16 protein-coding genes are annotated in these 17,644 nt (G+C 72.6%); 6 read left to right on the top strand and 10 right to left on the bottom strand.

The annotated features are described in order from the left end of the window. Positions 1-37: 37 nt before the first annotated feature. Complete coding sequence (locus tag AB0J02_RS03630) at positions 38-757, bottom strand: ANTAR domain-containing protein (RefSeq protein ID WP_363191902.1); 720 nt, start codon at positions 755-757, stop codon at positions 38-40. Positions 758-833: 76 nt separating this feature from the next. Between AB0J02_RS03630 and AB0J02_RS03625 the strand changes: the two genes are divergently transcribed. Further along, a complete protein-coding gene (locus AB0J02_RS03625; RefSeq protein WP_363191901.1) occupies positions 834-1,532 on the top strand; it encodes a PAS domain-containing protein in 699 nt (232 codons plus the stop codon). Positions 1,533-1,681: 149 nt separating this feature from the next. Here the strand turns inward: AB0J02_RS03625 and AB0J02_RS03620 are convergent, their stop codons facing one another. From AB0J02_RS03620 to AB0J02_RS03610, 3 genes are all read right to left on the bottom strand, one after another. Next, positions 1,682-2,500, bottom strand: coding sequence for an RNA polymerase sigma factor SigF (locus tag AB0J02_RS03620; RefSeq protein WP_363191900.1), 819 nt, complete (start codon positions 2,498-2,500; stop codon positions 1,682-1,684). A gap of 522 nt (positions 2,501-3,022) precedes the next feature. Further along, a complete protein-coding gene (locus tag AB0J02_RS03615) occupies positions 3,023-3,985 on the bottom strand; it encodes an AraC family transcriptional regulator (RefSeq protein ID WP_363191899.1) in 963 nt (320 codons plus the stop codon). An 82-nt stretch (positions 3,986-4,067) separates the two neighbouring features. Continuing rightward, the gene (locus AB0J02_RS03610; RefSeq protein ID WP_363191898.1) at positions 4,068-5,690 is read right to left on the bottom strand and encodes an ATP-binding cassette domain-containing protein; all 1,623 of its coding nucleotides are present in this window, start codon (positions 5,688-5,690) and stop codon (positions 4,068-4,070) included. 93 nt (positions 5,691-5,783) lie between these two features. On the opposite strand from AB0J02_RS03610, the gene AB0J02_RS03605 reads away from it, so the two are divergent. Continuing rightward, the gene (locus AB0J02_RS03605) at positions 5,784-7,298 is read left to right on the top strand and encodes a phosphatase PAP2 family protein (RefSeq protein ID WP_363191897.1); all 1,515 of its coding nucleotides are present in this window, start codon (positions 5,784-5,786) and stop codon (positions 7,296-7,298) included. 122 nt (positions 7,299-7,420) lie between these two features. Beyond that, complete coding sequence (locus tag AB0J02_RS03600; protein ID WP_363191896.1) at positions 7,421-8,257, top strand: methyltransferase domain-containing protein; 837 nt, start codon at positions 7,421-7,423, stop codon at positions 8,255-8,257. 88 nt (positions 8,258-8,345) lie between these two features. Here AB0J02_RS03600 and AB0J02_RS03595 read toward each other — a convergent pair whose 3' ends face one another. From AB0J02_RS03595 to AB0J02_RS03570, 6 genes are all read right to left on the bottom strand, one after another. Next, positions 8,346-9,542, bottom strand: coding sequence for an SRPBCC family protein (locus AB0J02_RS03595; RefSeq protein WP_363191895.1), 1,197 nt, complete (start codon positions 9,540-9,542; stop codon positions 8,346-8,348). Beyond that, positions 9,535-10,251 (bottom strand): DNA primase, encoded by a 717-nt coding sequence (locus AB0J02_RS03590; RefSeq protein WP_363191894.1) that lies wholly within the window; start codon positions 10,249-10,251, stop codon positions 9,535-9,537. Before AB0J02_RS03590 ends, AB0J02_RS03595 begins: the two co-directional genes overlap by 8 nt. Before the next feature lie 122 nt (positions 10,252-10,373). After that, entirely contained in the window at positions 10,374-11,123 is a 750-nt protein-coding gene (locus tag AB0J02_RS03585) for a GvpL/GvpF family gas vesicle protein (RefSeq protein ID WP_363191893.1), read from the bottom strand. Continuing rightward, positions 11,120-11,494 carry a gas vesicle protein GvpJ gene (gene gvpJ, locus AB0J02_RS03580; protein WP_363191892.1) on the bottom strand — a complete coding sequence of 125 codons (375 nt, stop codon included), beginning with the start codon at positions 11,492-11,494 and terminating at the stop codon, positions 11,120-11,122. Before gvpJ ends, AB0J02_RS03585 begins: the two co-directional genes overlap by 4 nt. 214 nt (positions 11,495-11,708) lie before the next feature. Next, positions 11,709-13,565, bottom strand: a complete 1,857-nt coding sequence (locus tag AB0J02_RS03575) for a transketolase (protein WP_363191891.1) — start codon at positions 13,563-13,565, stop codon at positions 11,709-11,711. Continuing rightward, the gene (locus AB0J02_RS03570) at positions 13,546-14,898 is read right to left on the bottom strand and encodes an NAD(P)/FAD-dependent oxidoreductase (RefSeq protein ID WP_363191890.1); all 1,353 of its coding nucleotides are present in this window, start codon (positions 14,896-14,898) and stop codon (positions 13,546-13,548) included. The genes AB0J02_RS03575 and AB0J02_RS03570 overlap by 20 nt, the downstream gene beginning before the upstream one ends. 181 nt (positions 14,899-15,079) lie before the next feature. On the opposite strand from AB0J02_RS03570, the gene AB0J02_RS03565 reads away from it, so the two are divergent. The 3 genes from AB0J02_RS03565 to AB0J02_RS03555 all read left to right on the top strand — a co-directional run bounded on the left by AB0J02_RS03565 (position 15,080) and on the right by AB0J02_RS03555 (position 17,611). Further along, complete coding sequence (locus AB0J02_RS03565) at positions 15,080-15,439, top strand: VOC family protein (RefSeq protein ID WP_363191889.1); 360 nt, start codon at positions 15,080-15,082, stop codon at positions 15,437-15,439. A gap of 56 nt (positions 15,440-15,495) precedes the next feature. After that, on the top strand, positions 15,496-16,197 hold the full coding sequence (locus AB0J02_RS03560) for a GntR family transcriptional regulator (RefSeq protein WP_363191888.1): 702 nt from the start codon (positions 15,496-15,498) through the stop codon (positions 16,195-16,197). Between the two features lie 142 nt (positions 16,198-16,339). Then, complete coding sequence (locus tag AB0J02_RS03555; protein ID WP_363191887.1) at positions 16,340-17,611, top strand: amidohydrolase family protein; 1,272 nt, start codon at positions 16,340-16,342, stop codon at positions 17,609-17,611. The last annotated feature ends 33 nt before the right edge of the window (positions 17,612-17,644 follow it).

The raw sequence follows: 17,644 nt of genomic DNA, 5'->3' as shown, positions 1-17,644 counted from the left end.
GCTCGACAGCGGCGGGCGGAAGCCGTGAACCCCGGGGTCACTGCGTCAGCGCCGAGAATTCTCGTTCCAGGCCGCGGCCCCGGCGGTCGACCACCGCTGAGGCCACGTCTGCCAGTTTGCGGTTGGTGGTCTGGGAGATCCGGCGCAGGACGGTGAATGCCTCGTCCGCGTCGCAGCCCAGTACGTGCATGACGATTCCGCAGGCCTGGTCGATGACGGGCCGGGTGCGCAGGGCCGTGCCCAGTTGGTCGAGTTCGGTCAAGGCCGCCTGGTAGGAGCGGTCGCGTACGAGAGAGGTGGCGGCCAGGTCGCCGAGGACGCGGAGCGGGCCGTGCGGGGCGTCCCGCAGCGTGCCGGCCCGGAAGCTGTAGAGGCTGAGGGTGACGGTGAGGTCGGCGCTGCGGAACGGGAGGGTGACGCTGGAGCGCACCCCGGCGTCGAGTGCCAGGGCCCGGTACTGCGGCCACCGTCGGTCCTTGAGCAGGTCGGCGGCGGCCACGGGCCGGCCGGCTTCCTCGGCCGCCGGGATCGGGCCCTCTCCGGAGCGCAGCTGCACGGAGGCCAGTGCGGCGAGGTCGGGGTGGGTCGCCGCGGACGGGCGTCCGTCGCCGCCGTCCGACGCGGTGGCCACGGCGCCGCAGCAGTCGGGCACGCAGAGGGCCGCGCCCTCGGCGAGTTCGGAGAGCCGGCGGACGGGCGGCTCCGGGTCGTGGTCACCGAACCGTACGTTCGTGCCGGGCGCGAAGGGCTGTCGCATCGGTGAACGCCTCCTCTGTTCAGCGGCTTCCCCGGGGCTCGCCCCGGGAAACGAAGGCGCGGGACGGGTTCTCGGCATGCCGCACACGGGCGAATTCGGTGAGGAACACTCGGACTTCGCGCGCCGTGTGGCCGAGTTGAGGGCGGCCAGGGCGGTCCCCGCGGACGAGTCGCCCGCCGTCCTCGACGCGGCACTTCTCGAACTCGGCCACGTGGTGCGGGAACTGTGGCCGCATCAGCAGGACCCGCGGCCCCCCGAGCCCGGCGCGCGGCCGAGCCGCTCGGCGACGGCCGACCGGCGGGAACAGCAGTTGCTGCGCGCTGTCTTCCAGGGGCCGCCGCTACCGGTGGCGCTCGCCGACCGGGAGTCGATGGTGCGCCGTCTGAACGTCGCAGCGACGACGTTCACCGGGGTGCGTGAGGAGTACGCGACGGGTCACCCGCTGACCGCGCTCCTGGCCCACGCCGATCGGGCGGCCTTCCGCTCGCAGGTCGCGGCGGTGGCCCGCGACGAGGGCGACCGGGGCCTGTCGGTGCGTTTGCAGCAGAGCCCGCGGGCAGCGATCCGTACGACCGTGCTCGGCGCCGACGACGAGGGTGTCCGGGCCATCGCCGGACAGAACCCGGCCGCCGGCCCCCTCGTGGTCGAGGCGGCGCGCGGCGGTTCACCGGCGCTGCTGGTGCGCCCGCAGGATCCGGGGGCGCTGGGCGTCGACGCGTCCGGTGCCCCGGTCCTGGTCCTGCGGACGTCACGTCCCTGTTGTGCGTGCCGCTGATCGCGGCGCCCGGCGGACCGGTTCAGGGTGTGCTCATCCTGTTCCGGTCCGCGGGCCGGGCGGCCTTCTCCCTGGCGGAGGCGCGGGCGCTGGACGTGATGTCCCGCCACACCGCCCTGGCGATACGCAGATGGCGGGGCGCTCTCCTGTCACGCGGCGGCGTCGGCGAGCACCTCGTCCCGCAGCCGGTGGCAGCACCGGGTGATGAGCCGTGAGACGTGCATCTGCGAGATGCCCAGCTGTTCGGCGATGCGGCTCTGCGTCATGTCGCCGAAGAAGCGCATGTAGAGGATCTGCCGCTCGCGTTCCGGCAGCGCCGCGATGCGCGGCTTGACCGATTCCCGGTCGATGACCACGTCGAGCGCGGGGTCGACGGAGCCGAGCGCGTCGGACAGCGAGTAGCCGTCGTCGCTGCCGGGCAGTTCGGCGTCGAGGGAGAGAGCCGTGAAGCTCTCCAGGGCTTCGAGTCCGGTCCGTACCTCGTCCTCCGTGAGGTTCGCGTGCTCGGCGATCTCGGTGAGGGTCGGAGCGCGACCGGGGATGCTCGCGGCCAGTTCGTGCTGGGCGAACCGGACCCGGTTGCGCAGGTCCTGGACGCGGCGCGGCACGTGCAGGGTCCACATGTGGTCACGGAAGTGCCGCTTGATCTCGCCGGTGACCGTGGGCACGGCGTAACTCTCGAAGGCGTTGCCGCGCGCCGGGTCGTAGCGGTCGACGGCCTTGACGAGGCCCATGGCGGCGACCTGCCGCAGGTCGTCGTAGGACTCGCCGCGGTTGCGGAAGCGGCCGGCGAGCCGGTCGGCCATCGGGAGCCATGCCTCGACGACGTCGTGCCGCAGATCGTCTCGGTCCGGCCCTTCGGGCATGTCGGACAGTTTGGCGAATGCCTCGGCGGTATCGGGTGCGTCGTCGTGCGGGTGACGTCGGCTGGGCTTCACCGGGTTCACGGGTGCGCTGGTAGGCGACATGAATCGCAACTCCCCTGGAGGTGCTCTGGGTTCGGTGGTCACCGTGGGAGTCGCGCCTCGATTCGGCGTAGGACACACCCGGGGCGGATACCGGGCGGCATCTATCCCACGGACGTGCCTCCAGTCCGAAGCACTCACCTACGCCTGCCCTCCAACCGCCAGGGCAAACGCATAGTTCTTCGGCTGTGGGGTACTGCGCCGTCGAGGTCTGTTCGGCGGGTGCGCCCGGGACACAAAAACGCCTGCGGCCGTGGCCGATTCGGCGATGTGGAGGGCGGCCGACGGGCCCGGTGCAGTGTTTCCGGGGGGAGCCCGGACCCGAAGGCTGGTGCCGGCCCGGCGGGGTAGTGCCGGGCCGGACGTCACCGGAATCCGTCACGGTCGCAGGCCCCGAGGACGGCAAGTACCCGGAGCCATGAACCGGCCCCCGGCGACAGTCCGATCGTAGAACTCACGGCCGGTCGGTCACGATCCGCCGAGCGAGGCGGCTGTCCGGATAGCGCGGTGCGTCGCCGGTCCGTGTCAGGCGCCGGGGTCGCGCAGCGTGAGGGACGGTACGCAGCCGTATTTGGCGCGGTACTGCTCGGCGAACCGGCCCAGGTGACCGAAGCCCCAGCGGAAGGCGATCTCGCTGACGGTGCTGATGCGCGGGTCGGCCGCGAGGAGTTCGGCGTGCGCCCGCTCCAGACGGACGGTGCGCAGATACGCCATCGGCGGCATGCCCACGTAGCGGGCGAAGGCCTCTTGGAGCCAGCGGACGCCGACCCGGGCCTCGGCCGCCAGTTCGGTGGTGGTGAAGGGGTGTTCGGGTCGTTCGCGCATCGCGTCCATGGCCCGCTTCACCGGCGTCGGCCGCAGTCCCTTCGCCGGCTGGTCGAGCTGGTCGCGATAGCGGTGGTCGGCCGCCAGCAGCAGTCCGTTGAGCACCGCGTCCCGCAGCGGCAGGGCGACGAGGCGGTGCTCGATGAGCCGGGTCGTCTCGTAGAGGTCGTCGACGAGGATCCCTACGAGGTGGGACCAGGCCTTCCCGCGCCCGCTCGTCAGGTCGATCTCGGGTTCGAGCACCACGGGGGTGCGCGGCACGCGTCCGGTCAGCTCCTCGACGCGGCGCTCCAGCAGGTCCCGCTCCACCTTCAGGGCGACGATCCGCCCGGCCCAGCGGTCCACGATGGTGTTCCCGACGGGCTGGAACAGCGCGGCCCGGCCCGGGGCCGTGATCACTTCGGGATGGCTCGCCTGGTGCCAGGCCATCGGACCGCCGAGCGGAACGTTCACGTGGTAGGTGCCCAACTCCCCGCAGCTGACCCGGACGTCGACCCCGCAGGCGAGATCACCGACGGTGATCCCGCCGAGCTCCAGCACCTCGAAGGCGGCGCCGAACCGTTCCGGCGCTGTCAGCACGTCCAGCTGATTGGCATAGAAAGCCGACTTGATCGCTTCCATGGCCTGCTCGACGTCGTCCGTACGGAAGGACGTCCTCACCACGGTTTCTCCTCATGCCTCGTCACAACTCGTCGTACGCGCCCAACTCAGCAGCGTACGGCGAGTTTCCCGAGGCCGCGACGCGCTAGCGAAGACGCTCCACGCGCCGTTCGTCCCAGACCGGTTCCGACGTCTCACGAACATGGCCGTCCGTACCGAAAACGAGGTACCGGTCGAAAGCGCGGGCGAACCAGCGGTCGTGGGTGACGGAGAGGACCGTGCCGTCGAAGGACTCCAGACCCTCCTGGAGGGCTTCGGCCGATTCCAGGTCGAGGTTGTCGGTGGGCTCGTCCAGCAACAGGGCGGTGGCGCCCTCTAGTTCGAGGAGCAGGATCTGGAAGCGGGCCTGCTGGCCGCCCGAGAGGCGCTCGAATTTCTGCTCGGCCTGCGCCGTCAGTTCGTAGCGCCGCAGCCGGGACATCGCGGCGCCCTTGTCCTTGGCGTGGTCGCGCCAGAGGATGTCGAGGAGGGTGCGGCCCTGCAGTTCGGGGTGCGCGTGGGTCTGGGCGAAGTGCCCGGGGACCACGCGGGCGCCGAGCTTCCACTCGCCGGTGTGCGCGACCGAATCGTCGCCGGCGAGCAGCCGCAGGAAGTGGGACTTGCCCGAGCCGTTCGACCCGAGGACCGCGACGCGTTCGCCGTAGAAGACCTCCAGGTCGAACGGTTTCATCAGGCCGGTCAGTTCAAGTCCCTTGCAGGTGACGGCTCTTACCCCGGTACGGCCGCCCTTGAGCCGCATCGTGATGTCCTGCTCGCGCGGCGGCTCGGGCGGCGGCCCGGCCTCCTCGAACTTCCGCAGCCGGGTCTGCGCGGCGGAGTACCGCGAGGCCAGTTCATGGCTGACGGAGGCCGCCTGCCGCAGGCTGATCACGAGCTTCTTCAGCTGCGCGTGCTTCTCGTCCCAGCGGCGGCGCAGCTCCTCGAAGCGGGCGAAGCGCTCGCGCCGGGCCTCGTGGTAGGTGGCGAAGCCGCCGCCGTGCACCCAGGCGTCGGCGCCGCCGGGGCTCGGCTCGACGCTGACGATCTTCTCGGCGGAGCGGGCGAGCAGCTCACGGTCGTGGGAGACGAAGAGCACGGTCTTGCGGGTCTCGCGCAGCCGCTCCTCCAGCCAGCGCTTGCCGGGCACGTCGAGATAGTTGTCCGGCTCGTCCAGGAGCAGGACCTCGTCGGTGCCGCGCAGCAGCGCTTCGAGGACGAGGCGTTTCTGTTCACCGCCGGAGAGGGTGCGCACCTCGCGGAACTGGACCTTGTCGTAGGGGACGCCGAGCGCGGCCGTGGTGCACATGTCCCACAGCGTCTCCGCCTCGTAGCCCTGCGCCTCCGCCCAGTCGGCGAGGGCCTGCGCGTAGCTCATCTGCGCGGCCTCGTCGTCGACGGTCATGATCAGGTGCTCGGCCTTGTCGACGGCCTTCGCGGCTTCGCGGACGCGCGGTGAGGCGACGGAGACGAGGAGGTCGCGCACGGTCGTCCCGTCGCGCACGGAGCCCACGAACTGGCGCATCACGCCGAGACCGCCGCTGACCGTGACGGAGCCCGCGTGCGGCTGGAGCTCGCCGGAGATCAGCCGCAGGAGGGTCGTCTTGCCCGCCCCGTTCGGCCCGACCAGGGCGACGACGGCACCCTCGCCCACACGGAAGGAGACATCACCGAGCAGCGCCCGCCCGTCCGGCAAGGAGTACTCGAGGTGTGCGGCTTCCAGATGTCCCATGGTCCGCATTGTGGACGGCCGTGCGGGTGACGGGCAAACGAATAGGGGGTGCGGGCCTGGGTGCGGGGCCGCGCCCGGGGTAGTCGTCGTGGCATGTGTGCCGACTTCGACATCTCCAAGCTGCCGGGAGCCGCGGCGGAAGCGCCGCGGCCCGGCCCTTCCCTGCGCGGCCGGCTGGCCACTCTCGACATGCGGCTCTTCGAGTCCGCCGCCGGGAAGCGCTGGCCCGGGGCCGAGCGCGTCCTGCCCGGACTGAGCCGCGCCGCGAACCACGGGGTGCTGTGGTTCGCCGTGGGCGGGGCGCTGGCGGCGACCGGGTCGCCGCGGGCCCGCCGGGCCGCTCTGCGCGGGGTGGCGTCCCTTGCGCTCGCCTCCGCCACGATCAACACGCTCGGGAAGCGGTCGGTGCGCCGGACGCGGCCCGCCCTGGACGCGGTGCCGATAGTGCGCCGGCTGAAGCGGCAGCCGTTCACGACGTCGTTCCCGTCGGGGCACGCGGCCTCGGCGGCGGCGTTCGCGACGGGGGTCGCCCTGGAGTCGCGGGGCTGGGGCGCGGCCGTCGCCCCGGTGGCCTTCTCGGTGGCGGCCTCCCGCGTCTATACGGGCGCGCACTTCCCCGGTGACGTGATCGCGGGCGCGGCGCTCGGCGTGGGCGCGGCCTTCGCCGTACGGGGTCTCGTGCCGACGCGTGACCAGATGCCGTCGCCGGGGCGCCCGCTGGTGGACGACGTGCCGGCGCTGCCGGACGGCGAGGGCCTGGTGATGGTGGTGAACACGCACGCGGGGACGCCCGAGCGGGTGCGCGTGCTGCGGGACGCGCTGCCGCTCGCCGAGTTCGTGGAGTGCGAGGGCCCCGAGATCCCGGCCGCGCTGGAGAAGGCGGCGGCGAGCGCCCGCGCCCTGGGCATCTCCGGCGGCGACGGTTCGGTGAACACGGCCGCGCAGGTGGCGCTCCGGCACAACCTGCCGCTCGCGGTGCTGCCCGGCGGCACCCTGAACCACTTCGCGTACGACCTCGGCATCGAGGACGCCGGCGATCTGGTGCGGGCCGTCATGGGTGGTGACGCGGTCGCGGTCGACGTCGGCCGCTTCCGCTCGGCCAAGGCCTCGGGGATCTTCCTCAACACGTTCAGCCTGGGCGCCTACCCGGAGCTGGTGCGGGAGCGCGAGCGCTGGTCCGGGCGGATCGGCGGGCGGCTCGCCGATGTCGTGGGCGCGGTGCACGTGCTGCGCCGCGATCATCCCCTTGAGGTCCAACTCCACGGCGAGAAGCGGCCGTTGTGGCTGCTGTTCGCCGGAAACTGCACCTACCGCCGCATGGGCCTGACCGCGGGCCGGCGAGCGGATCTCGCGGACGGTCTCCTCGACGTGCGCACCGTCAGCGGCGGCCGGCTGCCCGGCGTACGGCTGCTCGCGGCGGCTCTGTCGGGCCCGCTGTCCCGCTCCCCGTTCCACGCCGCGACCCGGCTCACCAAGCTGCACGTCGACGGCGTCTCACCGGGCACCCCGCTCGCGTTCGACGGTGAAGTCATCGAATGCGAGGGCCAGTTGGTGATCGACAAGCAGCACGAGGCGCTGCGCGTGTACCGGCCGCCGAGCATACTGTGACCCTCCGTCAGTCCACACTCCAAGACGGGTATCTCACGATCCGGCTGGTCGGCGTACGGTGATCGCATCGCCCGGGGCGGCTGCCCCGGGCCGAGCCGTCACACCGTTGAGGGGATCGGGCCATGTCGCAGGAGACCGCCGTTTACACCCACGGCCACCACGAGTCCGTGCTGCGTTCGCACACCTGGCGCACCGCCGCCAACTCGGCGGGCTACCTGCTCGGCTCGCTCAAGCCGCACATGAAGATCCTGGACATCGGCTGCGGGCCCGGCACGATCACCGCGGACCTGGCCGCCCTGGTACCGGACGGCCATGTCGTCGGGGCCGACCACGCGCCCGGCATCCTGGACCAGGCGCGGGCCACGGCGGCCGAACGGGGCCTGAGCAACGTCGAGTTCACGACCGCGGACGTGCACGCGCTGGACTGGCCCGACGACACGTTCTGCGTGGTGCACGCGCATCAGGTCCTGCAGCACGTCGGCGATCCGGTGCAGGCGCTGCGCGAGATGCGCCGCGTCACCAAGCCGGGAGGCATCATCGCCGTACGCGACTCCGACTACGCGGCGATGACCTGGTACCCGCCCTCCCCCGGCATGACGGACTGGCTGGACCTGTACCGGCGGGTCGCCCGGGACAACGGCGGCGAGCCGGACGCCGGGCGGCACCTGAAGTCATGGGCGTTGGAGGCGGGTTTCGCCGCGGTGGACATCACGTCCACGGCCGGTACGTGGTGCTACGCGACGCCGGACGAGATCGCCTGGTGGAGCGGGCTGTGGGCGGACCGCACGGTCGCCTCGGCGTACGCCGACCGCGCGACGGACGGCGGCCACGCGACCTCCGCGCAGCTGGCCTCGGTGTCCGAGGCGTGGCGCGAGTGGGGTACGCATGAGGACGCGTGGTTCGCGGTGCTGCACGGCGAGATCCTCTGCCGCAAGCAGGCGGGCGCCGACGCGTCCTGACGGGCTCTCTCGAGGGGCTCTTCCGACGGGCGCGGGGCGGGACTTCGGTGAAGTCCCGCCCCAGCGACCGCGGGGTGCCCAGCGGGTCTCAACGGGCCCGCGCGGCGGCCTTCCGGCGCGGCGCGCGGCGCTCACCGCCGCCCTCGTCCTCCGGCACTTCCCCGTCGGGCTCGTTCCGCTCGTCGACGGAGTCCTCGTACTCCTCGCCGTCGCCCTCGGCCTCACCCTCGTACGCGTCCTCGGCCTCGGCCTCGTCTTCGTATTCGTACTCGTCCTCGCCCTCGGGCTCGTCCGCCTCCGCGGCTTCCTCCTCCGGGAGTTCGCTCTCGTACGCGTCGTCCGACGGCTTGTCCCGCGCGTCCAGCTCCTGCTCTTCCTCTTGCCCCTGCTCCTGCTCCTGCTCTTCGTCCTGCCCCTGCGTTTCCTCCTGCTGCTCGGCTTCTTCCTGTTCCAGCGCGTCCTCGTGGCTCAGAACGACCTCGCCGTCACGGATCTCACCGCGCCAGCCGTCGCTCGCCTCGCCGCGCAGCGTCACGAAGCGGGCGAAGTGCTTGAGATCGAGCCGGGCCCTGCGGCCCTGGGCACGCCAGATGTTGCCCGTCCTCTCGAACAGGCCCTTGGGGTAGTACTCGATGACCAGCAGGACCCGGGTGAGCCGGTCGGCCAGCGGGTGGAAGGTGACGATGCCCTTCGTCGTGCCCTTGGCGCCCTCCGACGTCCAGCTGATCCGGTCGTCAGGAAGCTGCTCGGTGGTGTGCGCCTTCCAACTCCGGTTGGACCAGAAGACCTTGAGCTGCCAGTCGGAGGTGACGTCGTCGGCGCGGCTCGCGTTCTTGACGCCCTTCGCGAAGGTGCTGAACTCCTGGTACTGCGTCCACTGGTCGTACGCGGTCCGCAGGTCGACGCCGACGTCGATGAACTCCAGGATGACGGTGGGCTTCTGGCCGGCGCCGCGCTTGCTCTTGCCCTTGCCGCCGCCGAGGTTCTTGAACGCCCCGACGACATTGTCCTTGAGACGGCCCGCGCCCAGCTCGACCGCCGTGCGCACCGGCCCCTTGCCCTCGGCCAGCTTGCGGCCGCCGTCGAGCGCGAGCTTGGCGAAGCCCGGGCTGTTGCCCTCGGCGATGTCGGTCAGCTTGACGGTGGTCTCGCCCAGTTTGCGGCCCGTGCCCACGAGCAGGCGTTGGACCTGGGCCGCGAGATAGTCCTGCACTTCGGACTTGAGATGGTCGGCGGCCGGGCTCTTGGCTATGCCACCGAGTGCTTTGACCGGGGAGTCAGCCACGTCCACGGCCCCCCTTCGCCTCGGTCTTCTTGGCGGCCCGGGGCGCCCTCGTGGCGGCGGCCTTGGCGCCGGAGACGGTCTCCTTGGCGGTGCCCGCGGCCTCCGCGGCGGTGCTGCCGCTCCTCTTGGCGGGTGCCTTCTTCGCCGTGCCGGTGGTCTTGCGGGCGGTCCCGGTACGCCGGCCGGCCGGGGCCTTCTCGGCACGCTCGCCGCCTTCGTTCCGCTCGCGGTCTTCACTCCGGCCGCGGCTCTCGTCCGCGGCGTCGCGGCTCTCCTCGTCGGCGTCGCGCTCGTCCTCGTACGCCTCGTCGTCCGTGTACGCCATGTCGTCGCCGTCCGCCGCTTCCTCCTCCGCGTACTCGCCACGGCGCCGGCGCCCCGGAACCAGATCCGTCACCCGCTCCCCCGCGTCCCGTACGTCGTCCACGTCCGGGGCGACGCCCGCGATGCGGTCCTGCACGCCCTGCGTCCGCGCGTGCAGCCGGCCGGCCAGGCCTTCGAGCTGACGCTCCACGAGGGCACCCGACGCGGCCGTGCCGACGCCGCGCAGGTCCTGGCGCAGCTGGTCGCCGAGCTCTTTGAACTGCGGGTTCTTCTCCAGTTGCGTACTGACCAGCTCGGCCACCGCACGCGGGCTCAGTTTCAGCCGCTTGCCCGCGACCATCGTGCCGACGGCGAACGCCAGCTTCATTTTCTTCGTACGTCCCAAGACGTATCCGGCCCCTACCGCGAGGCCCAGAACTAGTCGGTTCACTGTCCCTCCAGCCGGTCGGGGAGCTGGTCCCCGATACGGTCGAATATCGAATGTCGATGAGTCGATGAAGCCGGACGTCACTCCGTGCCGACCGGAGCCGACGGCCCCGGCTCCACGAAGCTGTACGGCGGAAGCGGGCCGTTGACCCTGAGTTCGAGGTGCGCGAGGTCGCGGCGGGCGGTCTCGACCGCCGCGAGGAAGTGCTCGGCGGCCTTGCGGTCGACGAGGAAGGAGATGTTGGCGAGCCAGCCGGTGCTGTCCGGGCCGGTCGAGACCGCGTCGGCCGACGGCTCCAGAAGGTGCTGCAGCGTGACGGCGTCCTGGGCCTCACGGGCCTGCACGGCGGCGACGACCATCTCGCCGAGCCGCAGCCGCTCCTCGTGACTGCCGCCGCCCGCCCGTCGGCTGGCCTCGGTGAGGGCGCGGATCTCGGCGTTCTCGGCCATCACCCGGTGCAGTACCGCCGCTTCGTCGTGCTGCGCCTTGACGTTGTACTCGACCTTGTCTTCGAGGGCCCGCAGCCGCTCGTGGTAGTGGTCGGCGCGCTCGGCCAGCACGGTCGTGACGGCCTCGTCGTCGGGGGCGACGCTGCCGAACCGCATGGGCAGCACCGCGCCGCCGCCGCCCGACTCGGCCAGGACGTTCTGGTGGGCGAGCAGGTCGCGCCGCTTGGGCCGCAGGTCGTCGGGGGCGTCGCTGACGATCGCCACGAGCGCGCCCACCCCGACGAGCCGGACCTTGCGCGCGGGTTCGCCGATGCCCTCCATGCCGTCCGGCAGCGAGGGGTGGCCGACGCTCGTGATGCCGTAGACGTACGTGCTGCTCATGCCCGCTCCTCCTGCCGGCGGCTCGTGGAGCGGCGGGCCCCCGAGACGGTCTCCGCGGCGCCGGACAGCGCACCCTTGGACTTGTCCTGCTCACCGGATCCGGCCTCCCCGCCCATGAGGTCGGGCAGACCGGGGCTGCGGTTCGGGCCGGCCTCCAGGTCGAGCCGGTTGCAGGCCTCGGCGAAGCGGAGGTAGGTGTCGACGCTGGCGACGACGACCCGGATGTCGATCTTCAGGATCTCGATGCCGACCAGCGAGACACGGACGAACGCGTCGATGACGAGTCCGCGGTCCAGCACGAGTTCGAGTACGTCGTACAGGCCGCTGGTGCCGCCACCACCGCCTGATTGCTGTGCAGGGACAACGGTCATGTGGACCTGTCCTCCTTAGGTCTGGCCTGGGACTGGGATGTACACGGTCCGGGGCGGGGCAGGCCGTCGCCCGACCCGCGCGGCCCGCCCCGCCCGCACGGACTCCGCCGACCGGGCGCCGGCCTCGCGCGGCACCTGTACCGAGTCACCGCCCGAGCCCGCGCCAAACCTGCAACTGCGCTTGTACGTACGGCATTTGCGCCGGCCCGGATGGTCAGGGAGCGACGCCCTGCTCCACCAGCAGCGCGACCCCGGCCACGATGCTCGCCGCATCGATCCCGGCGGCCCGCAACTGCTCCTCCGGCGTGGCCGACCCCGGCATCGGGTGGACGGCGAGCCGCACCAGGCGCGGCACGGGGGCGCCGTCGTCGAACGCCTCCGCGACGGCGTCCCCGAGACCGCCCTGCGCACGGTGGTCCTCGACGGTGATCAGGCAGCCGGTGTCCCGCGCGGCCTCCCGCAGCGTGCGCCGGTCGACCGGCTTCACCGAGTAGAGGTCGATGACGCGGACGGGGACACCGGCGTCCGCCAACTCGTCGGCGGCGCGCAGCGCTTCGTGCACGGTGACGCCCGCGGCGACGATCGTGGCGCGGTCGTCGCGGCCGGACCGCAGCACCTTGCTGCCGCCGACCGGGAACTCCTCGTCCGGCGGGTAGATCACCGGCGTCTTCCCGCGCGACGTGCGCAGGTACCTGACCCCCGACAGGTCGGCCATGGCCGCGATGAGCCGGGCCGTCTCGTTGGCGTCGCACGGGTAGAGGACCGTGGAGTCGTGCACGGTCCGGAACATCGCGAGGTCCTCCAGGCCCATCTGCGAGGGCCCGTCCTGTCCGATGGCGACTCCGGCGTGCGAGCCGACCAGGTTGATCCCGGCGCCGCTGATGGCGGCCATCCGGACGAAGTCGTGCGCGCGGGTGAAGAACGCCGCGAACGTGGACGCGTACGGGACCCGGCCGCGTGCCGCCAACCCGACGCTGGTGGCGACGAGTTGCTGCTCGGCGATGTAGCACTCGAAGTACCGCTCGGGGTGTTCCTTCGCGAAGTACTCGGAGCGGGTGGAGTCGCCGACCTCGCCGTCCAGGGCGACGACATCGCCGCGGGCGCCGCCGAGCGCGGTGAGGGCCTGGCCGTAGGCGTCGCGGGTGGCGACCTCGTCGCCCACCTCGTAGCGGGGCAGGTCGAGGTGGCCGCTGCGCACCGCGTGCAGGGACCGGGCCGCGGGCGGCGGTGCCACCTCGGCGCGGATGCCCCGGTCGCCGCCCAGCTCGGCGATGGCCTCGTCCGGTTCGGGCAGCGGTTTGCCGTGCAGTCCTTCGCGGTCCTCGACGGCGGCGACGCCCTTGCCCTTCAGGGTGCGGGCGAGGATCGCGGTGGGCTGCCCTGCCGTGTCGCGGGCCTCGGCGTACGCGCGGTCGACGGCCGCCACGTCGTGTCCGTCGATCTCGACGGTGTGCCAGCCGAACGCCTGGAAGCGGCGGGCGTACGCGTCGAGGTCGTGGCCGTGCCGGGTGGGGCCGCGCTGGCCGAGCCGGTTGACGTCGACGGTCACGGTGAGGTTGTCCAGGTGCTCGAACCCGGCGTGTTCGGCGGCCTCCCACACGGAACCCTCGGCGAGTTCGCTGTCGCCGCACAGGACGTGCACGCGGTATCCGATCCGGTCGAGCCGCTTGCCCGCCAGGGCGATCCCGACGCCGACGGGCAGCCCCTGGCCCAGGGAACCGGTGGCCGTCTCGACCCACGGCAGGCGCTGCGGCGTCGGGTGTCCTTCGAGGCGGCTGCCGAGGGTGCGGAAGGTCAGCAGCTCGGCGTCGTCGATGGCACCGGCCGCCTTGTAGACGGCGTAGAGCAGCGGTGAGGCGTGCCCCTTGGAGAGGACGAAACGGTCGTTGCCGGGGTGGTCGGGGTGGGCGAAGTCGTAACGGAAATGGCGGGCGAAGAGCACGGCCATCAGGTCGGCCGCGGACATCGACGAGGTCGGGTGGCCGGATTCCGCGGCGGCCGCCGCGCGTACCGAATCGACCCTCAACTGCTGGGCCAGGTCGTGCAGTTCGTCATCGGTGAGCGTCGTCATCAGGTATCTCCTTCGGGCTGGTGCGGGGGTCGTCCGGCGTCTGGGCCAGTGCGGGCGAAGCCGTGTCGAGCGGTACGGAACCCGAGCGGACGAGGCCCAACTGGACTCCCTGACGCGGCAGTACGGCGTCGAGCAGCCAGTCGGCCGCGACCCGGATCCGGTTGCCGGGCAGCGCCGCGAGGTGGTAGCCACGGGTGACGGCGCCCGCCAGGGGCCCGGACAGCGGGATGCCGAACGGGTTCGCGGCGGCCTGCGCGCCGCCGAGGTCGACGGTGAAGCCGAGATCCTTGTGCCGGTAGGCGCGCCGGATGCCCCGGCCGAGGGACGCGGCCACGTTGAGACCGGCCACCCTCCCCTGCCGCCAGGCGTGTTGAGCGGTCATCGGGGTGTACTCACCGGGCTTTTCGAGGTCCGGCACGGCGGCCGCGTCGCCGCACGCGAACACCTCGGCGTGGCCGGGCACGCCGAGGAAGGGGTCGACGAGCAGCCGGCCGCGCTCCAACGGCTGCCCGAGGCTCTCGACCAGCGGATCGGGGCGGACCCCGACGCACCACACCAGGGTGCGGCTGTCGACGGACTCCCCGTCGTCGAGCAGCACTCCGTCCTTCGTCGCCTCCTGCACGGAGGTGCCGGTGCGCACCTCGACGCCCCGCCCCCGCAGCACCCTGTCCGCGGTGGCCGACAGGCGTTCGTCGAGTTCGGGCAGGACGCGCGGCGCGACGTCGACGAGCAGCCAGCGCGGGGGCCCGCTGTGCCGTCGGGGCTGTTTGCGCACGAGCGCGTCGGTCAACAGCTGTACCTGGGCGACGACTTCGGTGCCGGTGTAGCCGGCCCCGACCACGACGAAGGTGCGGCGGGCCCTGGCCTCGGCGGGATCGGCGGCGACGGCGGCGAGTTCGATCTGCCGCGTCACGTGGTCGCGCAGGTACAGCGCCTCGGGCAGGCCGCGGAAGCCGTGGGCGTGCTCGGCGATCCCGGGCACCGGCAGCAATTTGTTGACGCTGCCGACGGCGAGCACGAGCCGGTCGTACCCGAGGGTGCCGTGGCCGCCCTCGGGGCCGGTGTACCGCACGGTACGGGCGTCGAGGTCGACGGCGTCGGCCTCGCCGAGCACCAGCCGGGTGCGCGGCAGCGTCCCGGACAGCGACACGGTGGACCGGCGCGGCTCCAGCACGCCGGCGGCGACCTGTGGCAGCAACGGCAGGTACAGGAAGTAGTCGGTCGGGTTGAGCAGGGTGACGTCGGCCGTGTGCCGGGCCGCCCGGGCCAGGGTGCGGGCGGCCCGGTACCCGGCGAACCCGGCACCGATGATCAGTACGCGCGATCGGCTCACGGTTCTCCTCCCAGGGACACGTGGGTGGAGCTTCCCGCGTCCCCCAGGTCGCCGACAGCCAAACGTCACGCGTCTACGCTCCCGGGAGTAGGCCCGCGGCCCCGCTCGACGGGCGCCCGGGCCCGCGGCCGCCCCGCCGAATCGATCACGCTCGCGCGCCACGTCAACTAGGCTCCCGCGTATGGAGATCCTGGGCACCACGCTGCGCATCTGCGTCGAGGACCTGGAGTCCTCGGTGACGTTCTACGAACAGCTCACGGGCGGCCGGGCGCTGCGCTTCGAGCGCGGCGGGGTCTCGGTCGCCGCCGTCGGCTGCTTCCTCCTGATGAGCGGCCCCGAGCAGGAGCTGGAAGTGCTGCGCAAGGTGTCGGCCACGATCGCCGTTCGCGACGTGGACGAGGCGAACGCGGTCCTGACGGCGTCCGGCGCGAAGGTCGTCGCGGGGCCGGTACCGACCCCGGCGGGCCGCAACCTCATCGCCCTGCACCCCGACGGCTCGGTCTTCGAGTACGTGGACCGGCAGGCGCCCGCGGAGTCCTGAGCGGCCGCGCCCGGCACGTATCCTCGCCCGGAGCACGACGGCGAAGGACGGTGCACGTGGCGGGCAAGCAGGAGGAACCGGGGCAGGAGCGGGTGTCCCTGGGGGCGCGGGCGCGCGAGGAGGTGCGTCGGCGCATCGTCGACCGCCGGTACCCGATGGGCGCGCGGCTCGTGGAGCGCGAGGTCGCCGAGGAGCTGCGCATGTCCCGCGTCCCGGTGCGGGAGGCGCTGCGCGCCCTGGTCACCGAGGGCCTGCTGGAGTCACTGCCGCACAGCGGCGTCCGGGTACGCCGCCTGGAACGGGACGACGTACGGCAGCTGTACGAGGTGTGGGAGCCCCTCTCCGTACAGGCGTCGCGGCTCGCGGCCCGCGCGGTGGCCGCGGCCGGGCCGGGCGGTCCGGCGGGCCTGACGGCATTGCGCGACCTCTTGGCGCGGGCCGAGCAGGCGGCCGCGGCGGACGAGGGCTCGCGCGAGACGGCGGCGCACACGGCGTTCCACGAGGAGGTCGTGGCGCTCGGCGGCAACCCGCTGCTGGCCCGCACCATGGAGCAGCTGAGCTGGCAGCTGCAGCTCCTGTTCGGGATGCGGGAGGAGCCCGGCCACATGCGGGCGCAGCACGCGGACATGTTCCGGCACATCGCGGCGGGCGACGAGGAGGCCGCGGCCGCGAGCACGCTGCTGCACGTCAGGGACAGCCGGGCGGTCGCGCTGAAGTCGCTCTTCGGCGACGCAGGTTTGTATACCGCGAACGCGTAGACCGCTCCCGGGTCACTCATAGCTGCTTGATATTCGCGACAAAGTACCCATTGAAGCGCAAGGCCTCACGGGTGATCTTGCCGCCTCTTCAACCTTGGTATACAAACTGTGGGGCCAAGACCTCCTCCCCCACGGAGCCCCCATGTGCGTCGAGCCCGCCCCGCCCCCGTCCAGCCGACTGACCCGCCGGGGCGTGCTCGCCGCCTCCGCGGCCCTTGCCGGCACGGCCACCGCCCTCGCTTCCGCCACGGCCCCGGCCGCGGCGTCGACCGGCAGGCCCGGCCGCACCGGTGACCTGGTCGTCGAGGGCGGCACGCTGCTCGATCCGGCGACCGGCGAGGTCACCGAGGACGCGGTCGTCGTGATCCGCGACGGCGTGGTGCGCGCGGCCGGCTCCCGGGACGCCGTCGACGTCCCCCACGACGCGCCGCGCCTCGACGCGCACGGCCACTGGATACTGCCGGGACTGATCGACGCGCACATCCACCTCAACACCGCCGGGGAGGCGCTCGACGCCGTCCGGCAGGGTGCCACCAGCGCGCGCAGCGGCTCCACGAACTTCTACCAGGACATCGCCGTACGGGAGCTGGCCCGGCAGGCGCCCGGCCGTGCGCCCCGGCTGCGGGCCGCCGGCATTTTCGTCACGCCCGACCTCGGCGACACGGTCCTCGCCGACCCGGACCTGACGCCGCTGGCCCGGCTCAAGGACGGGGTGCGGTCCGCACCGGCGCTGCGCCGCGTCGTCGAGGTGAACCTGGCGCGCGGCGCCGACGTCGTGAAGACGCGGGTGAACGAGCGCGCGGGCCTGCCCGAGCAGGACCCGCTCGCCCAGGTGTACTCGCACGAGCAGCTCTCCGAGGTGGTGGCCGCGGCGCGGCGCGGCAGCAAGGGCGTGCTGTGCCACAGCTACAGCGAGAAGGGCTGCCACGACGCGGTGACCGCGGGCATCCGCTCCCTGGAGCACGGGGTGTTCGTCGCCGAACGCACCCTGCGTGAAATGCGGCGCAGGGGAACGTACTTCACCCCCACCCTCACCGCGATCGCCGGCCTCGCCGACTCCTCCGACCCGGTCCTGGCCGAGCGCGGTCGCGCGTATCTGCCGGTCCTGAAGAAGGCGGTGCTGGCCGCGCACGAGATGGGCGTACCGCTGGCGGCCGGCACCGACTCGTCGGGCGGCTCGATCACGCCGATCGGCCGCGAGGTCGAGCTGATGCGCGCGGCGGGCCTGTCGGCGCTCGACGCGCTGCGCACCGCTACGACGGGCGCCGCGCACCTGCTCGGCCTGGACGGCACGGCGGGCCGCCTGACGCGCGGCCACGCGGGCGACCTCCTGCTGGTCGCGGGTGACCCGCTGGCCGACGTGACGGTCCTCAAGTCCCCGATAAGCGTGGTGCGTTCGGGCATCGCGCTCTGATCCCGCAGTAGGCACTTGGCACTTGGCACTAGA

This window comes from Streptomyces sp. NPDC050264, assembly GCF_040655895.1.
GTDB lineage: Bacteria > Actinomycetota > Actinomycetes > Streptomycetales > Streptomycetaceae > Streptomyces.
Note: the sequence above shows the minus strand (reverse complement) of the source record. Positions and strands in the feature narration are given on the sequence as shown.

What these genes read in the sequence shown, in the direction of transcription:
- AB0J02_RS03630 (WP_363191902.1), bottom strand. Translation starts at nt 757, where the DNA reads ATGCGACAGCCCTTCGCGCCCGGCACGAACGTACGGTTCGGTGACCAC.
- AB0J02_RS03625 (WP_363191901.1), top strand. Translation starts at nt 834, where the DNA reads ATGCCGCACACGGGCGAATTCGGTGAGGAACACTCGGACTTCGCGCGC.
- AB0J02_RS03620 (WP_363191900.1), bottom strand. Translation starts at nt 2,500, where the DNA reads ATGTCGCCTACCAGCGCACCCGTGAACCCGGTGAAGCCCAGCCGACGT.
- AB0J02_RS03610 (WP_363191898.1), bottom strand. Translation starts at nt 5,690, where the DNA reads ATGGGACATCTGGAAGCCGCACACCTCGAGTACTCCTTGCCGGACGGG.
- AB0J02_RS03605 (WP_363191897.1), top strand. Translation starts at nt 5,784, where the DNA reads ATGTGTGCCGACTTCGACATCTCCAAGCTGCCGGGAGCCGCGGCGGAA.
- AB0J02_RS03600 (WP_363191896.1), top strand. Translation starts at nt 7,421, where the DNA reads ATGTCGCAGGAGACCGCCGTTTACACCCACGGCCACCACGAGTCCGTG.
- AB0J02_RS03585 (WP_363191893.1), bottom strand. Translation starts at nt 11,123, where the DNA reads ATGAGCAGCACGTACGTCTACGGCATCACGAGCGTCGGCCACCCCTCG.
- gvpJ (WP_363191892.1), bottom strand. Translation starts at nt 11,494, where the DNA reads ATGACCGTTGTCCCTGCACAGCAATCAGGCGGTGGTGGCGGCACCAGC.
- AB0J02_RS03575 (WP_363191891.1), bottom strand. Translation starts at nt 13,565, where the DNA reads ATGACGACGCTCACCGATGACGAACTGCACGACCTGGCCCAGCAGTTG.
- AB0J02_RS03565 (WP_363191889.1), top strand. Translation starts at nt 15,080, where the DNA reads ATGGAGATCCTGGGCACCACGCTGCGCATCTGCGTCGAGGACCTGGAG.
- AB0J02_RS03555 (WP_363191887.1), top strand. Translation starts at nt 16,340, where the DNA reads ATGTGCGTCGAGCCCGCCCCGCCCCCGTCCAGCCGACTGACCCGCCGG.